The organism is Streptomyces sp. CCM_MD2014, from assembly GCF_000772045.1.
GTDB classification, from domain to species: domain Bacteria; phylum Actinomycetota; class Actinomycetes; order Streptomycetales; family Streptomycetaceae; genus Streptomyces; species Streptomyces salinarius.
This window is the reverse complement of the sequence record NZ_CP009754.1, coordinates 4,461,361-4,477,713: the sequence shown is the minus strand read 5'-3', so window position 1 is coordinate 4,477,713 and position 16,353 is coordinate 4,461,361. Positions and strand designations below refer to the sequence as shown.

The 16,353-nt window shown below is 72.1% G+C and carries 14 protein-coding genes; 11 read left to right on the top strand and 3 right to left on the bottom strand.

The annotated features are described in order from the left end of the window. Positions 1–9: 9 nt before the first annotated feature. On the bottom strand, positions 10–675 hold the full coding sequence (locus NI25_RS19710) for a bifunctional DNA primase/polymerase (RefSeq protein ID WP_061443706.1): 666 nt from the start codon (positions 673–675) through the stop codon (positions 10–12). A gap of 661 nt (positions 676–1,336) precedes the next feature. Between NI25_RS19710 and NI25_RS19705 the strand changes: the two genes are divergently transcribed. Continuing rightward, entirely contained in the window at positions 1,337–2,761 is a 1,425-nt protein-coding gene (locus NI25_RS19705; RefSeq protein ID WP_061443705.1) for a PP2C family protein-serine/threonine phosphatase, read from the top strand. Positions 2,762–2,904: 143 nt separating this feature from the next. After that, positions 2,905–4,380, top strand: coding sequence for an aminopeptidase P family protein (locus tag NI25_RS19700; protein WP_383515419.1), 1,476 nt, complete (start codon positions 2,905–2,907; stop codon positions 4,378–4,380). Positions 4,381–4,449: 69 nt separating this feature from the next. Here the strand turns inward: NI25_RS19700 and NI25_RS19695 are convergent, their stop codons facing one another. Continuing rightward, complete coding sequence (locus tag NI25_RS19695) at positions 4,450–4,914, bottom strand: ATP-binding protein (RefSeq protein WP_061443703.1); 465 nt, start codon at positions 4,912–4,914, stop codon at positions 4,450–4,452. A 241-nt stretch (positions 4,915–5,155) separates the two neighbouring features. Here NI25_RS19695 and NI25_RS19690 point away from each other — a divergent pair, with 241 nt between their 5' ends. The 9 genes from NI25_RS19690 (at position 5,156) to NI25_RS19650 (ending at position 15,318) form a co-directional block, all read left to right on the top strand. After that, the gene (locus NI25_RS19690) at positions 5,156–5,995 is read left to right on the top strand and encodes a hypothetical protein (RefSeq protein ID WP_061443702.1); all 840 of its coding nucleotides are present in this window, start codon (positions 5,156–5,158) and stop codon (positions 5,993–5,995) included. Positions 5,996–6,126: 131 nt separating this feature from the next. Beyond that, entirely contained in the window at positions 6,127–6,882 is a 756-nt protein-coding gene (locus NI25_RS19685; protein WP_061443701.1) for a YcnI family protein, read from the top strand. Between the two features lie 149 nt (positions 6,883–7,031). Continuing rightward, complete coding sequence (locus NI25_RS19680; protein WP_061443700.1) at positions 7,032–7,682, top strand: SCO family protein; 651 nt, start codon at positions 7,032–7,034, stop codon at positions 7,680–7,682. Then, a complete protein-coding gene (locus NI25_RS19675) occupies positions 7,679–8,170 on the top strand; it encodes a copper chaperone PCu(A)C (protein WP_061443699.1) in 492 nt (163 codons plus the stop codon). The genes NI25_RS19680 and NI25_RS19675 overlap by 4 nt, the downstream gene beginning before the upstream one ends. 13 nt (positions 8,171–8,183) lie before the next feature. After that, positions 8,184–10,310, top strand: coding sequence for a copper resistance CopC/CopD family protein (locus NI25_RS19670; RefSeq protein ID WP_061443698.1), 2,127 nt, complete (start codon positions 8,184–8,186; stop codon positions 10,308–10,310). 8 nt (positions 10,311–10,318) lie between these two features. Further along, the gene (gene efeB, locus NI25_RS19665; protein WP_061443697.1) at positions 10,319–11,656 is read left to right on the top strand and encodes an iron uptake transporter deferrochelatase/peroxidase subunit; all 1,338 of its coding nucleotides are present in this window, start codon (positions 10,319–10,321) and stop codon (positions 11,654–11,656) included. 80 nt (positions 11,657–11,736) lie between these two features. Further along, positions 11,737–12,669, top strand: coding sequence for a prephenate dehydratase (pheA, locus tag NI25_RS19660; RefSeq protein WP_061443696.1), 933 nt, complete (start codon positions 11,737–11,739; stop codon positions 12,667–12,669). 532 nt (positions 12,670–13,201) lie between these two features. Next, positions 13,202–14,479: a serine--tRNA ligase gene (gene serS / locus NI25_RS19655; RefSeq protein WP_061443695.1), complete on the top strand. Its 1,278-nt coding sequence runs from the start codon at positions 13,202–13,204 to the stop codon at positions 14,477–14,479. Next, positions 14,476–15,318: an HAD family hydrolase gene (locus NI25_RS19650; protein ID WP_061443694.1), complete on the top strand. Its 843-nt coding sequence runs from the start codon at positions 14,476–14,478 to the stop codon at positions 15,316–15,318. The genes serS and NI25_RS19650 overlap by 4 nt, the downstream gene beginning before the upstream one ends. 309 nt (positions 15,319–15,627) lie before the next feature. Here NI25_RS19650 and NI25_RS19645 read toward each other — a convergent pair whose 3' ends face one another. Further along, positions 15,628–16,347, bottom strand: coding sequence for an ABC transporter permease subunit (locus NI25_RS19645; protein WP_007388893.1), 720 nt, complete (start codon positions 16,345–16,347; stop codon positions 15,628–15,630). Positions 16,348–16,353: the final 6 nt, after the last annotated feature.

Sequence of the window (16,353 nt, the reverse complement as noted above, 5' to 3'; positions counted from 1 at the left end):
CGGACACCTCTACAACTCGGGCGCGCTCACACCCGTACGAGTGAGGGCGTCGACCACCGCGTCCACGACGGCCTCCACGTCCGGCACCCAGGGTGCGGCGGAGCCGGGCAGCGGCGCCCGCTCCCAGCGGACGGCACCGGCGCCGGTCTCGGAGGGGGGCAGCGCGAGATAGCCGCCCTCGCCGTGGAAGCGCAGGGAGCCGGGGACGAAGTCCTTGGCGTAGAGCAACTCGCCCAACTGCTCCATGGAGTACGGCCTGACCAGCAGCGACCAGCGGCGGGGCGAGGCGACGACCGGGCCGGTGCGCAGCCCGGCGCGGTCGAGCGCGGCGAGCGCGTGGGCGGCCGGCAGGGCGGGCAGGGACACGGCGCACGGGGCGCTGCCACCGGTGGCCAGGACGATCGGGGCGGTCGGCCGGTTGGTCCACCACCAGCGCACCATGCGGGCGTCGGTGGTCGCCGCGAGGAGACCGGGGTCGAAGGGATGCGCGCCCGGCACCGTGCACTCGGGGTCGGGGCAGGCGCAGCGCGACCGTGCCCGCTCGTCGGCCGCCGCGCCCGGGAGTACGGGCCACCGCCATTGTGTCGCGTAGGTCAGGGCCGCGCCGATCAGCTCAGGCCGCCCGTCGTCGTGCTGGGACAGGAGCCTGCGTCGCCTTCCGAGGATCTCGCGCATGAGCGCTCGTTCCTTTCCGTTGCACGCCTGGCAACACCGTGGTCACTTCACACCATGTGTCGATCACTTCGCTGTGCGTTGCTGGTGGCGCATCACACCCCTGCCGGGGGGCGCCCCCACGGGGAGATCCCCGGACGACACCTCCGCCAAGGGCAAGGGAAACCCCTGTGGGTCGAGCACTGACTGCGTCCGTGACGGTTCCGACCACTGCGTCTGGCAAAAGCATGGGCGTGGCGCGGGGGTGGCGAAGTATGGCGTTTTGCCGTCGCGCGTATTTCTCTCCGCCTCCGCCACGGGAGGATGGGGCACGGTCGTCGGTGGATAGGACGCCCGGGTCCGTCGCCAGGTTCCAGGTGGCCCCCAACCACCCCTGGCCTTCTCCGAGTACGTACCCATCACGACCGCTGTGACGCTCCGTGAAGCACCCCCAGTCGACCGCAACAAGGCGTCCTCTGGGGCAGTTTCAAGCCAATTTCGCTTTTACGCAAGGGGGCGGGGAGGAGGCCGCTCGCACCCCACGGACACCAGGAATCCCAGCAGGACAATGCTGGACATCCCCTTACGAGTGCGTGTACATGTGGAGACACTGCTGGCGGCGCAGAATGACATGGGGGTTTGCGATGCTTTTGAGCAGTAAGCGCCGGTCGGAAGGCCGGACGCCATGAACGCCCCGCACCCTGCGAAAGTGGCCGGAATCGATTCAACGGTTCCCTCCCCCGCACACACTGTCGCGCCCGCCGCGGCGGACGCCTCCTCGGCGACCGGGTCCCCCACGGCGGACGCCGAGGCCGTCACGGACCCCTCCAGCGCCCCCGGCGCCCTGCTCCAGGACCGGCTCGCCGGCTGCGTCTCGGACCTCACGACCCTGCACGAACTGACCGAACGCCTGGTCCGCACGGGCACCCTCGCCGACGGCCTCCAGGAACTCCTGCACGCCGGTGCCGCCCTGGTCGGCGCCCGGCGCGGGCTCGTCGTACTGGAACCGGCCGACGGACTCGGCCCCGACACCACCGTCGGCCTCGGCCTCGCCCGCTCCGATCTCGGCCACATCGAGACCGTGCCCCGCTCTTCCCTGCCCTACGGACGGATTCTGGACGGCCTGCCGGTCGACGAGGACGGCGTCGCCGAACCCGACCTGCTCGCCGAGAAGACCCTCGACCCCCGCCACCGCGAGGTCGCCGCCCGCCTCGGTTACGCCGCGAGCTACGCCCTCCCCCTGCGCGCCGAAGGCACCGGGCGCCTCGGTGCCGCCGTCTGGCTCTACGACGAGCCCGCCGAACCGGGCGAACGCCGGCGCCACCTCGCCGGCCTGTACGTGCGGTACGCCGCCCAGCACCTGACCCGCCTCCTGGAGGTCGAGCGCACCCGCGCCGCCATGGCCACCATGGCCGAGGAACTGCTGCCCTCCCGGCTCCCCCGGGTGCCCGGCGTGCAGCTCGCCGCCCGGCACCGCACCGGCCCGCGCGGCGGGGGCGACTGGTACGACGCGCTGCCGCTGCCGGACGCCGCTCTCGGCCTCGCCGTCGGCTCCGTCACCGGGTCGGGGCCCAGCGCGGTCGCCGCGATGGGGCGGCTGCGCGCCTCGCTGCGGGCGTACGCCGTGATGGAGGGCGAGGATCCGGTCGCCGTCCTGTCCGACCTGGAGCTGCTGCTGCGGCTCACCGAGCCCGCCCGCTCGGCCACCGCGCTGTTCGGCTACTGCGAGCCCGCGCTGCGCCGGATCACCCTCGCCGGCGCCGGGCACAGCCCGCCGCTGCTGATCGGGGAGCGGCGCACCGAGTTCGTCGAGACCTCCGTCTCCGCGCCGCTCGGCATGCTCGCCTGCTGGGAAGCGCCCAGCGTGGAGCTCGAGGCCGAACCCGGAGAGACGGTTCTGCTGTACACCGACGGCCTGCTGCACCGCACCGGCGACCCTGCCGACCGCGCCTTCGCCCGGCTGCACGCGGCGGCGGCCGGAGTGCCCCGAGCCGCACGCCGCGACCCGGACGCGGTCGTCGAACACGTCCTGCGCACCGTGCTGCCCGGCGCAAAGGCGGAGGCGGACTCGGACGAGGACGTCGTCCTCCTGGCGGTCCGGTTCGAATAACGGACACCGGACCCGCGTTGACGCCCCGCAGACCACGCATAACGGACGGTAGTGCCTTCGCGTAACAGGTCCTCCGGCCCTGGGCCCCCTTCCGTACGACCGTACGATGGGGGTGGTCCAGTGCCGTACCTAGGAGGATGACCGTGGCGGAGGAGCTCAACCCGGAGATTTCGGAGAACCCGGAGAACCCGGACGAGACCGAGGAGCCCATCAAGCAGCGCAAGAACGGCCTGTACCCGGGCGTGTCCGACGAGCTGGCCGAGAACATGAAGTCCGGCTGGGCCGACACGGAGCTGCACGACCTGGAGCCGATCGCCCAGGCCGCCGAGACCGCCGCCCGCCGCGCCGCGCTGTCCGCCCGCTTCCCCGGCGAGCGACTCGTGATCCCCGCGGGCAACCTGAAGACCCGCTCCAACGACACGGAGTACTCCTTCCGCGCCTCCGTCGAGTACGCGTACCTGACCGGCAACCAGACCGAGGACGGCGTCCTGGTCCTGGAGCCCGAGGGCGAGGGCCACACCGCGACGATCTACCTGCTGCCCCGCTCCAACCGCGAGAACGGCGAGTTCTGGCTGAACGGCCAGGGCGAACTGTGGGTCGGCCGCCGCCACTCCCTCACCGAGGCCGAGAAGCTGTACGGCATCCCCGCCTCCGACGTCCGCGAGCTGGCCGACAGCCTGCGCGAGGCCACCGGCCCGGTGCGCGTCGTGCGCGGTTACGACGCCGGCATCGAGGCGGCCCTGACCGACAAGGTCACCGCCGAGCGCGACGAGGAACTGCGCGTCTTCCTCTCCGAGGCCCGCCTGGTCAAGGACGAGTTCGAGATCGGCGAGCTGCAGAAGGCCGTCGACTCCACCGTGCGCGGCTTCGAGGACGTCGTGAAGGTCCTCGACAAGGCCGAGGCGACCAGCGAGCGCTACATCGAGGGCACCTTCTTCCTCCGCGCGCGCGTCGAGGGCAACGACGTCGGCTACGGCTCCATCTGCGCCGCCGGCCCGCACGCCTGCACCCTGCACTGGGTCCGCAACGACGGCCCGGTCCGCTCCGGCGACCTGCTGCTGCTCGACGCCGGCGTGGAGACGCACACGTACTACACCGCCGACGTCACGCGCACCCTGCCGATCAACGGCCGCTACAGCGAGCTGCAGAAGAAGATCTACGACGCCGTGTACGACGCCCAGGAGGCCGGCATCGCGGCGGTGAAGCCGGGCGCCGCGTACCGCGACTTCCACGACGCCTCCCAGCGCGTGCTGGCCGAGCGGCTCGTCGAGTGGGGCCTGGTCGAGGGCCCCGTCGAGCGCGTCCTGGAGCTCGGCCTGCAGCGCCGCTGGACGCTGCACGGCACCGGTCACATGCTCGGCATGGACGTCCACGACTGCGCCGCGGCGCGCGTCGAGTCGTACGTCGACGGCACGCTGGAGCCCGGCATGGTGCTCACCGTCGAGCCCGGCCTGTACTTCCAGGCCGACGACCTGACCGTGCCCGAGGAGTACCGGGGCATCGGCGTGCGCATCGAGGACGACATCCTCGTCACCGCCGACGGCAACCGGAACCTGTCCGCCGGTCTGCCGCGCCGGTCGGACGAGGTCGAGGCGTGGATGGCCGCGCTGAAGGGCTGACCTGTCGTACGATGGCCGGGCGCCCCCTGTGGGTGCCCGGCCGTCGGCGTTCCCGCGCGGCTGTGGCCGTCAGACCGCCATCAGCGGGGCGTTCTCGCGCCACTTGAGGATCTTGTCGAAGCTCACCACGGCACCGGCACGCCCCGGCGCACTGCCGATGTGGACGTGGTCGGCGAGCTCCCGGATGAGACACAGACCGCGGCCGCTCTCCGCCTCCGCAGGTGCCGGACGCGCCGTGCCCCGCGGTCCGTCCGAAGCGGTGGCGGGGAAACCGGGGCCCGTGTCGGCGACCTCGATACGGCACAGTTCGCCGTCCAGGTAGGCCGTCACGCGGTAGGCCTCGCCGGGGCCGCCGGACCCGTCGTCGCCGCCGTGCTCGACGGCGTTGGCGCAGGCCTCGCTCAGCGCGACGGAGAGGTCGAAGGAGATGTCGGGGTCGACGCCCGCGGTCTCCATGGTGCCGATCAGCAGGCGGCGGGCCAGGGGCACGCTCGCAGCCTCGCGCCGCAAATGGAGTGACCACCAGATGCTCATGCTCCAGCCTCCCGGCCGCGGCTCGACATACCGATACGTATTGCCCCTCACACCCGGGCGTAAGCACACCGCCGCCGGGACACCGCTCGTCTGGCGGATGCGTCGCCAGCGCCGATCGGTGTATGCCGGGCGGCCCGTGACAGAAGGTGACCTTCCGTGCCGTTCCTCACCTTCCGGCCGTACGGCATCTTGTGGACCTGCCGTACGGCGCGCGGGCCGCGGGTGCGATGATGAGGCCGCCATGACTGCCCCCCACCCGCCAACGGCGCGCTCCGGGAACGATCTCCGGGTCCTGCGGGCCGCGGTGTTCGCCGCGGTCTGCGTCGTGCTGGCCGCGGCGGGGCACACCCTCGCCTCCTGCGCCACCGTTCCGCTGTGGTCGCTGGGCGCGGGATTCCTCGGGGCGGTCCTGGTCGCCGTGCCACTCGCCGGGCGCCGGCGCTCGCTGGCCGGCATCGTGACGCTGCTCACCGTCGGACAGACCGCGCTGCACACCCTGTTCGGGCTGGGTCAGCACGGCACCGCCGTCGCCGCCCCGGCCGCGGCGTCCGGCACCGGGGCGGGCGCGCTGTCCGACGCCTCGCTGGTCCAGCAGGCCGCACGGCTGGTCTGCGGAACCACCGCGGCGGCGATCAGCCCGGCCCAGGCCCAGCGCATCCTCACCGACGCGCGGATCGCCCCCGACGCCCAGACCGCCGCAACGCACCACCCGGCCGACGCCCTGGCCGGCGCCGGTGGTTCCGCCTCGCTGCTGCCGTCCCTGCCGATGCTGCTCGGTCACGTCCTCGCGGCCCTGGCCGCCGGCTGGCTGCTGCGGCGCGGGGACCTGGCGCTGGCCCGGCTCGTCGAACTGTCGGCGCACTCGGCCCACTCCGTGGCCGAAGCGGCGTTCGTACGCGCCCTGCGCGCCGCGCTCTCCCTGGTGCGCGCCCTGCACGCCGGACTGGCCGGCGCCCCCGGTACGGGCCCCCGCCTGCCGCGCCCCACCCTGTGGGTGCCGCCGCGGCCCCGTACCACCGCACTCCAGCACACGGTCATCAGGCGCGGCCCGCCGAGTGACGCGTTCGCCCTCGCCGCCTGACACGACGCGACCACCGTCCCGCTTCCCCGGGAGGGGCCGCCGTCGTGCGGCACGCGCGCGTGCGCGCATCCCTCCTGTCACCCGGCACCGGGTCACATCCCCGTGTCCACACGAAGCGGAGTACTCCGTCCATGAAGGCTTCCCGTATCGCCGCCGCCGGCGCCGTGTCCGGTATCGCCGTACTCGCCCTGTCCGCCCCCGCCTTCGCGCACGTCAGCGTGCAGCCGGAGGGCGCGGCCGCCAAGGGCGGTTACGCGGTCGTCGACTTCAAGGTCCCCAACGAGCGCGACAACGCCTCCACCACCAAGCTGGAGGTCACCTTCCCCACCGACCACCCGCTGGCGTCCGTGATGCCGCAGCCGGTGCCGGGCTGGAAGGCCGAGGTCACCAAGGCCAAGCCGGCCAAGCCGCTGGAGTCGCACGGCAAGCAGATCACCGAGGTCGTCACCAAGGTCACCTGGACCGCCGACGGCAAGGGTGTCGAGCCCGGCTACTTCCAGAAGTTCCCGGTCTCCATCGGCGCGCTGCCCGAGGACGCCGACCAGCTGGTGTTCAAGGCGATCCAGACGTACTCCAACAAGGAGGTCGTGCGCTGGATCGAGGTGCCGCAGGAGGGCCAGGAGGAACCCGACACCCCGGCGCCCGTGCTCAAGCTGTCCGCGGCCGAGGACGACGCCCACGGCGCCTCGGGCTCCTCGGACGCGAAGGCCGACGACGCCCAGGCGGCCGCACAGAACACCGCCGCCGACGCCTCCTCGTCGGACTCCGGCTCCGGCAGTGACACCACCGCCCGGGTCCTCGGCATCGTCGGCATCGTCGTCGGCGCGGCGGGCGTCGCATACGGCGTGCTGGCCGGCCGGCGGCGCAACTCCGGCACGGCGGCGTAACAGCGCCCGTGCCGGTGCGTCGGCGTGACCTCGCCGGCGCATCATCTCGTCCGGTGCGCGCCGGACACCCGTCCGCCGGTCCGTCCATCCGGTCCCGGCCGGCGGACCCCGGCGCGCACCGGAGCACCTCACATCTGGGACATTTTTCTATGCGCAAGAAGACGTTCGCCATGGCCGCCGTGCTCGCCGCCGCCTGTCTGACACTGTCCGCCTGCGGCAGCGGCGCCGACAGCGGCAAGCCCGTGACCGTGGTCTCCGAGGACAACAGCCGGCAGGCCGCCACCGTCCTCGACAAGCCCTTCGAGAAGCCGGACCTGGTCCTCACCGACACCCAGGGCAAGAAGTACGACCTGCGCGAGCAGACCGCCGGCAAGCCCACCCTGATCTACTTCGGCTACACCCACTGCCCCGACGTCTGCCCACTGACCATGAACAACATCGCCGTGGCCAAGAAGCAGCTCTCCCAGACGGAGCAGGACAAGCTCCGCGTCGTCTTCGTCACCACCGACCCCGAACGCGACACCCCGGCCGCGCTCGGCAAGTGGCTCAAGGGCATCGACCCGCAGATCGTCGGCCTGACCGGCGACTTCGACACCATCCAGGCGGGCGCCCGCACCCTCGGCATCTCGATCGAGCCGCCGACCAAGGACAAGGACGGCAAGATCGTCTCGACCCACGGCACCCAGGTCGTCGCCTTCTCCCCGAAGTCCGACGCGGGCTACGTCCTCTACGGCGAGGACGCCACGGTCGACGACTACACCAAGGACCTCCCCAAGCTGATCAAGGGGGAGAACCCGTGAGGCGCCGCCCCGTTCTCGCCGCCGTCACGATGATCGGCGCCCTGGCCCTCGCGCGCTGCGGCGGCTCGGACTCCGACTCCGCGGCCTCCGGTGCCGAACTCTCCGTCGACGCCGCCTACATACCGCAGCCCGTCTCCGACTCGATGGCGGCCGGGTTCCTCACGATCACCAACGAAGGCGACACCGCGGACGAACTGACCTCCGTCACCAGCGAGGCCGGCGAGGTCACCGTGCACGAGACCGTCGAGGGGACCATGAAGGAGGTCGACCGCCTCGAAGTCCCCGCCCACGGTCAACTCGTGTTCAAGAGCGGCGGAAACCACCTGATGTTCGAGAAGCTGAAGCGGCAGCCGAAGCAGGGACAGTCGGTCGCCGTCGAACTGCACTTCGCGCACTCCGACCCCGTCACGGTCAAGATGCCCGTGAAGGCGGCCACCTATCAGCCCACCACCGGACACTCCGGGCACACCGAAGACTCCGGACACTGAGGGAGGGACCACCTTGACGCAGACCATCGCCCCGCGCGTCCGGACCCTGGTACTGCTGCTCCTGGCAGCGGCCTGCGCGCTGCTGGCCGGCGCCGGACCGGCCTCCGCGCACGCCGCGCTGACCGGCAGCGATCCCCGGCAGGGGGCGGTGGTCGACAAGGCCCCGGCCCAGGTGTCGCTCACCTTCTCCGAGTCGGTCTCCATGGACGACGACTCGCTGCGGGTCCTCGACCCCAAGGGCACGCGCGTCGACGACGGCAGCCCGTCCGGCACCGGCGGCACCACGTACTCCGTGAAACTGCACGCCGGGCTGCCCGACGGCACCTACACGGTGACCTACCAGGTGGTCTCCGCCGACAGCCACCCCGTCGCCGGCGCCTACACCTTCTCCGTCGGCGCCCCCTCCGAGACCTCGGTCTCCGTCTCCGCACAGGCGGCGGGCGGCGGCTTCGTCGGCGGACTGTACGGCGTCGGGCGGTACGTCTCGTACGCCGCCTTCGTCGTCCTGGTGGGCGGCGCCGCCTTCGTGCTCGCCTGCTGGCCGCGCGGCTCCGGGGTGCGCGCCGTGCAGCGCCTCGTCGTCTCCGGCTGGCTCGCGCTGACCGCCGCCACCCTGCTGCTCCTCCTGCTGCGCGGCTCCTACACCGGCTCCGGGAAGCTCGCCGACGTCTTCGACCTGAGCCTGCTCGGCGAGGTGCTGCAGACCAAGTCCGGCGCCGCGCTCGTCTCCCGGCTGCTGCTGCTCGCGGCGGCCGCGCTGTTCATCGCCGTGCTCTTCGGCGCGTACGACAAGAGGGAGGACGAGGAGAGGCGGGACCTCACCTTCGGGCTCGCGGTCGGCGGCAGCGTCGTGGCGGCGGGCCTCGCGGCGACGTGGGCCATGTCCGAGCACGCCTCCGTCGGCCTCCAGGCCGGTCTCGCCATGCCGGTCGACGTCGTCCACCTGATCGCCGTCGCCACCTGGCTCGGCGGACTCACCGCGCTGCTCGTCGCCCTGTACCGCGCACCGGCACAGACACCGGTGCCCGCCTTCGCCGTACGACGGTTCTCGCGCATCGCCTTCGGCAGCGTCGTGGCGCTGGTGGTGACCGGGGCCTATCAGTCGTGGCGCCAGCTCGGCTCCTGGACGGCCTTCACCGACACCCGGTACGGGCAGCTGCTCCTCGTGAAGATCGGGCTCGTGGCGGTGCTCGTCGGCGTCGCGTACTTCTCCCGGCGGTGGACGGCCCAGCTGGCGGAGGCGGTGCCGTCCCTCGCCGGGCAGCGGGAGAAGGAGCACGTGGCCGCGTCGGGCGGCCGCAAGAACGACGAGGCGAAAGTCACGCGGAAGACCGGGGGCACGGAAAAGCCCGAAGCCACGGGGCAGACCGGGGTGGCAGAGAAGACCAAAGCCGCAGCGAAGACCGGGGTCACGGAGAAGACCGGGGTCTCGGAGAAGACCGAGGCCGCCGGAAAGGCGGAAGCCGCGGGGAAGGCGGGAGCCGCCGGAAAGGCGGGAGCCGCGGGGAAGACCAAGGCCCCTGGAAAGGCGTCCGGCACGGGGAAGGGCTCCGGGGGCTCGCAGCGCGCCGCCCAGCTCGCCCGGCAGCGCGCGGCCGTGGACGCCGCCCGGCAGAAACGGCAACGCGACGCCGACCCGCACCGCTTCGGACTGCGCCGCTCCGTGCTCGCCGAGGCGGGCGTCGCCGTCGTCCTGCTCGTGGTCACCACCGTCCTGACCCAGACCGAGCCCGGCCGCACCGAGGAGGACGCAAAGGCCGCCGGAGCCGCCTCCGCCGCCAGCGCCGCACCCACCACCGGCGCGGTGACACTCGACATGCCCTTCGACACCGGCGGCCAGAACGGCAAGGGCGTCGTACGGGTCGAACTCGACCCCGCCCGGGTCGGCGCCAACGACCTGCACCTCTACGTCGAACGCCCGGACGGAACCGCCTTCGACATCCCCGAGGTGAAGCTGGCCCTCACCCAGAAGGCCAAGGACATCGGGCCCCTGCCCGTCGCGCCCGACCACATCACCACCGGCCACTGGTCGGCGAGCGGAGTACAGATCCCCATGGCCGGAGACTGGGAAGTCGCCGTCACCGTACGGACCTCCGACATCGACCAGGTCACCCTCACCAAGAACGCGCAGATCGGCTGAACCGCACCATGGCAGACCAGTCCATCCCGGAGGCCCGGAACCCTGGGACGACCCGCAAGGCACCCGACGGACCCGGACCGATCGACTCCGACGGCACCACCGCTCCCCAGGGCATCTCACGGCGGCGGCTGCTCGGCACCGCCGGTGCCACCGGGCTCGTCCTCGGCGCGGCGGGCGCCGCCGCGGGCTATGCCGCCGCCCCCTCCTCCGCCGCCACGCCCCTCACCTCGCTCGGCAGTGAGCGGGCGATGTTTCACGGGAAACATCAGCCCGGCATCACCACCCCCATGCAGGCGCGCGGCCACCTCGTCGCCTTCGACCTCGCGGCAGGTGCCGGCCGCAAGGAAGCCGCCGCGCTGCTGCGCCGCTGGTCCGACACGGCCCGGCGGCTGATGGCGGGCGAGCCGGCCGGGACCCGCGACACCGACGTGGCCAGGGACGCCGGCCCCTCCTCGCTGACCCTCACCTTCGGCTTCGGCCACAGCTTCTTCGGCCGGACCGGGCTGGAGGAGCAGCGCCCGGTCGCGCTCGACCCGCTCCCCGACTTCTCCTCCGACCACCTCGACAGGAACCGCAGCAACGGCGACCTGTGGGTGCAGATCGGCGCCGACGACGCCCTGGTGGCCTTCCACGCCCTGCGCGCGATCCAGCAGGACGCGGGGACGGCCGCCCGTGTCCGCTGGCAGATGAACGGCTTCAACCGCTCGCCCGGTGCCACCGCCCACCCCATGACCGCCCGCAACCTTATGGGCCAGGTCGACGGCACCCGCAACCCGAAGCCCGCCGACGCCGACTTCGACAAGCGGATCTTCGTCCCGGAGGCGCCCGGGGCCGGGAAGGGCGGGCCGGCCTGGATGGCGAACGGCTCCTACGTCGTCGTACGCCGCATCCGCATGCTCCTCGACGACTGGGAGAAGCTGTCGCTCAAGGCCCAGGAGGACGTCATCGGGCGTCGCAAGTCCGACGGGGCGCCGTTGTCCGGAGGGAGTGACGCGACCGAGACGACGGAGATGGATCTGGAGAAGACGGACGGCTCCGGGAAGCTCGTCGTGCCGATCAACGCTCACGCCCGGATCACCCGCCCCGACCAGAACGGCGGGGCGGCCATGGTCCGCCGCCCCTTCTCCTACCACGACGGTTTCGACTCCGACGGCGTCCCGGACGCCGGGCTGCTCTTCATCTGCTGGCAGGCCGATCCGCTGCGGGGCTTCGTGCCCGTGCAGCGCAAGCTGGACCGGGGCGACGCGCTGTCGCCGTTCATCCGGCACGAGGCGAGCGGTCTGTTCGCGGTGCCGGGCGGGGCGGCGGAGGGAGAGTACGTGGGTCAGCGGCTCCTGGAGGGGTGAAACCGGCCGTGCGTCACCCCGCCGAGGGGCTTGGGAGAGACGCGTGAACCTGGCGGCCCCGGGCCCATTAGGGTGAGGACATGCCAGCCAGTTACGCGTATCTCGGCCCTGAAGGCACCTTCACCGAAGTCGCCCTGCGCACCCTCCCGGAGACGGCGACCCGGGAACTGGTCCCGTACGTCTCCGTGCAGTCCGCGCTCGACGCGGTGCGCACCGGCGAGGCCGAGGCCGCGTTCGTGCCGATCGAGAACTCCGTCGAGGGCGGCATCACCACCACCCTGGACGAGCTGGTCGCCGGCCAGCCGCTGATGATCTACCGCGAGGTGCTGCTCTCCATCACCTTCGCGCTGCTGGTCCGCCCCGGCACCAAGCTGTCGGACATCAAGACGGTCACCGCCCACCCGGCCGCCCAGCCCCAGGTCCGCAACTGGCTCAAGACGCACCTCCCGGACGTCGCCTGGGAGTCGGCCGCGTCCAACGCGGACGGCGCCCGCCTGGTGCAAGAGGGGAGGTACGACGCGGCCTTCGCCGGCGAGTTCGCCGCGGAGCGCTACGGCCTCGAGGTGCTGGAGGCCGACATCCACGACGCGGAGAACGCCCAGACCCGCTTCGTCCTGGTGGGCCGCCCGGCCCGGCCCGCCGCACCGACCGGCGCGGACAAGACCTCCGTCGTGCTCTGGCAGCGCGACGACCATCCCGGCGGCCTGCGCGACCTGCTGGGCGAGTTCGCCACCCGGGGCATCAACCTGATGCTCCTGCAGTCCCGGCCCACCGGTGCCGGCATCGGCAACTACTGCTTCTGCATCGACGCCGAGGGACACATCTCCGACCGGCGGGTGGCCGACGCGTTGATGGGCCTGAAGCGGACCTGTCTGCAGGTGCGCTTCCTCGGGTCGTACCCGCGGGCGGAGGTCGGGCCGGCGGACGTGGACGCGCTGCGGCCGGGCACCTCGGACGAGGCGTTCGTCGCGGCGGCGGACTGGGTGGCGCGCTGCCAGGACGGCCGGTTCTGATCACCGGGCCTATCGGCTGATTTTCCTCGTCCGCTCGTTGTCCACAGAAGTTATCCACAGGTCCTCTTCTCGACCTGGGGACAAGTCGACAACGAAACGGCATTCAGTCGACATATCCCCCTACGGGCCCTCACTTCACCCACAGGGGTCCAGGTCACCCTTCGTCCACCTGTTTCTTGCACCCCATTCTCCGGAGTGACACCTGGCGCCCCGTTTCCACTCGAAAGTGGAGGCGTGGAGGGTTTGGGCAGTCCGCCGTCCGGAATTGGGAATGATCACTTCCGTGAGTCCACAGATCTTTCGCACGCCCTGTGGATAACTTTTCCGGAGCGTGGATTCCTGTGGACAGCCGCGCCCCAAGTCCCGTTCTCCACAAGCAAATCCGGTCAACGGGGTGTCCTGGCGAGCCTCGTTCCGGGGATGACGCAACGCCTCATTGACCCGCCTCATTGACCGGCCGGACGGAACGTGAGGCCAGCGTCCGGCAATAGTGGGTCGAGACCCGACACCGCGCACCGGTAGCCTTGACCGCGTGATTGACCTTCGCCTGCTCCGTGAGGACCCCGACCGTGTGCGCGCGTCGCAGCGCGCCCGTGGAGAGGACGTCGCGCTCGTCGACTCCCTCCTGTCCGCCGACGAACGGCGCAGGTCGTCCGGCGTCCGCTTCGACGAGCTGCGCGCCGAGCAGAAGGGCCTCGGCAAGCTGATCGGCAAGGCCGCCGGAGACGAGAAGGCCGAGCTGCTCAAGCGGGCCGAACAGCTCAAGACCGACGTCAAGGCCGCCGACGCCGAGCGCGACGCGGCCGACGCCGAGACCCAGGAGCTGCTCCAGCGGCTCGGCAACCTCGTCCACCCCGACGTGCCCGTCGGCGGCGAGGAGGACTTCGTCACGCTGGAGACGCACGGCACGCACCGCGACTTCGCCGCCGAGGGCTTCGAGCCCAGGGACCACCTGGAGCTGGGCCAGCTGCTCGGCGCCATCGACGTGGAGCGCGGCGCCAAGGTCTCCGGCTCGCGTTTCTACTTCCTGACCGGCGTGGGCGCCCTCCTGGAGCTCGCCCTGGTCAACGCGGCGATCGCGCAGGCCACGGCGGCCGGCTTCACGCCGATGCTGACCCCGGCGCTGGTGCGCCCGCAGTCGATGGCCGGCACCGGCTTCCTCGGCCAGGCCGCCCAGGACGTCTACCACCTCGACAAGGACGACCTGTACCTGGTCGGCACGTCCGAGGTGCCCCTTGCCGCGTACCACATGGACGAGATCCTGGACGCCGAGCGCCTGCCGCTGCGCTACGCCGGCTTCTCGCCCTGTTTCCGCCGCGAGGCGGGGTCGCACGGCAAGGACACCCGGGGCATCTTCCGCGTGCACCAGTTCGACAAGGTCGAGATGTTCTCCTACGTCCTCCCCGAGGACTCGCAGGCCGAGCACCAGCGCCTGCTGGAGTGGGAGAAGCAGTGGCTGACGTCGCTGGAACTGCCGTTCCGGGTGATCGACGTGGCCTCGGCCGACCTGGGCTCCTCGGCCGCGCGCAAGTACGACTGCGAGGCGTGGATCCCGACCCAGGGCAAGTACCGCGAGCTGACCTCGACCTCGGACTGCACCGAGTTCCAGTCCCGCCGGCTGTCGATCCGCGTCCGCGAGGGCAAGAAGGTGCGCCCGCTGGCCACGCTCAACGGCACGCTGTGCGCCGTCCCCCGCACCATCGTGGCGATCCTGGAGAACCACCAGCAGGCCGACGGTTCGGTCCGCGTTCCCGAGGTGCTGCGCCCGTACCTGGGCGGCCGGGAGGTCCTGGAGCCGGTGTCCAAGTGACCGACACCGGCAGCGCCACGGTCTCCGGCACCGGTTCCGCCGGGGGTTTCCCGTACCGGCTGATCGCGACCGACCTCGACGGCACGCTGCTGCGCGGCGACGACACGATCTCGCAGCGCACCCGTGACGCGCTCGCCGCGGCCACCGCGGCGGGCGCGGCCCACATCGTGGTCACCGGGCGGGCGGTGCCGTGGACCCGGCACATCCTGGACGACCTCGGCTACGACGGGCTGGCCGTCTGCGGTCAGGGCGCGCAGGTCTACCACGCCGGGGAGCACCGGCTGCTGACCTCCGTGACCCTGGACCGGCAGCTGGCCGGGGTGGCACTGGCCAAGATCGAGGCGGAGACCGGCCCGCTGTACCTGGCGGCGAGCCGGGACGGCCTGGACGGCGACGTGCTGGTCGGCCCCGGATACGAGGTCGGGGGTGACCTCCCCGCGCTGCCGCTCACCGACGCCTCGGACCTGTGGTCGGCGCCGCTGAACAAGATCTACATCCAGCATCCGACCCTGTCGGACGACGAGCTGGCCGAGGTGGCCCGGCAGGCCGCCGGCGGCTTCGTCACGGTGACCATGGCCGGCGCGGGCGTCGTCGAACTGCTCCCCCTCGGTCTGTCCAAGGCGACCGGCCTCTCGCTGGCGGCACGCCGGCTCGGCCTGAAGGCCGCGGACACCATCGCGTTCGGCGACATGCCGAACGACGTGCCGATGTTCGGCTGGGCGGCCCGGGGCGTGGCCATGGCCAACGCCCACGAGGAGCTGAAGGCGGTGGCCGACGAGGTGACGTCCTCCAACAACGAGGACGGCATCGCGGTGGTACTGGAGCGTCTGTCGGTCTGATCCCGGCATACCGGCCCGGCGGTGCTCTTCGAAGCGGTCTCGCACACGGTCCGGACGGCGTCGGCGTCCCCGTCGGTCGGCCCACACGGGGCATCCCGCGTGCTCGAAGCGGCCTTCCGTTGCGCCGACGCCGTCCGGCCTCGTGCATCCCCCACAGTGCCGCCACGGAGAGCCGGGCGCCACCGATTAAAAGGGGACGTACACCGCGTTACCGACGGCTCTTCGCCCGCCGGACCGCCGCGGGGCGACGTGTCCTCACGGGCCACCGCGCCCCGTACGGGCTCCCCGCCCGGGGCCGGGGCGGCCCGGTCACTCCTCCCCGGCGAGGGTCAGCGACCGCAGCTTCTGGCCGGCGTACCAGGTGGCGAGCACGGTCACCGCGGCGAGCAGCACCGTTGCGGTGGGCAGGCCGACGTCGGAGGTCACCAGGTTCCCGTCGGCGACCTTCTGGGCCACCGCCAGCGACCACTGCTGGACGCTCAGTGTGCGGGCCCCCGGCACGAGGGAGCCGAACAGGGCCTCCCAGACCAGGGCGTAGACGAGACCGAAGACCACCGCGTGCCGGGACACCGTGCCCAGCAGCAGGAACAGGGCGGCGTAGGCGATGGAGGCGACCAGCGCGGCGATCGTGTAGGCGACGGCGACCTGCTGGCCGTTGCCGTTGAGGATCAGGCCGGCGAGCAGCGTGGGCACGGCGGAGAAGACCATCGTCACGGCTATGGCGACGATCAGCTTGGTGAAGATGATCGTCGGCCGCTTGATCGGCTTCGACAGCAGGTACACCACCGAGCCGTCGTCGATCTCGGGGCCGATGGCGCCGGTGCCGGCGATGACACCGATGATCGGCACCATGGTGGCGAGGGCGAAGCCGCCGAGCACGTCCGCCGCGGTCTGGTCGTCGGCTCCGGCGAGGGCGCGCACGGCGACGGCGATGACGAGCAGCAGCAGGGGGAGAGCGCCGAGGATGAGGGCCCGGCGGCGGCCGAGCAGGGCCCGGTAGGTGAGCCGGGCGACTGTGGGGTCGTACATTCTTCG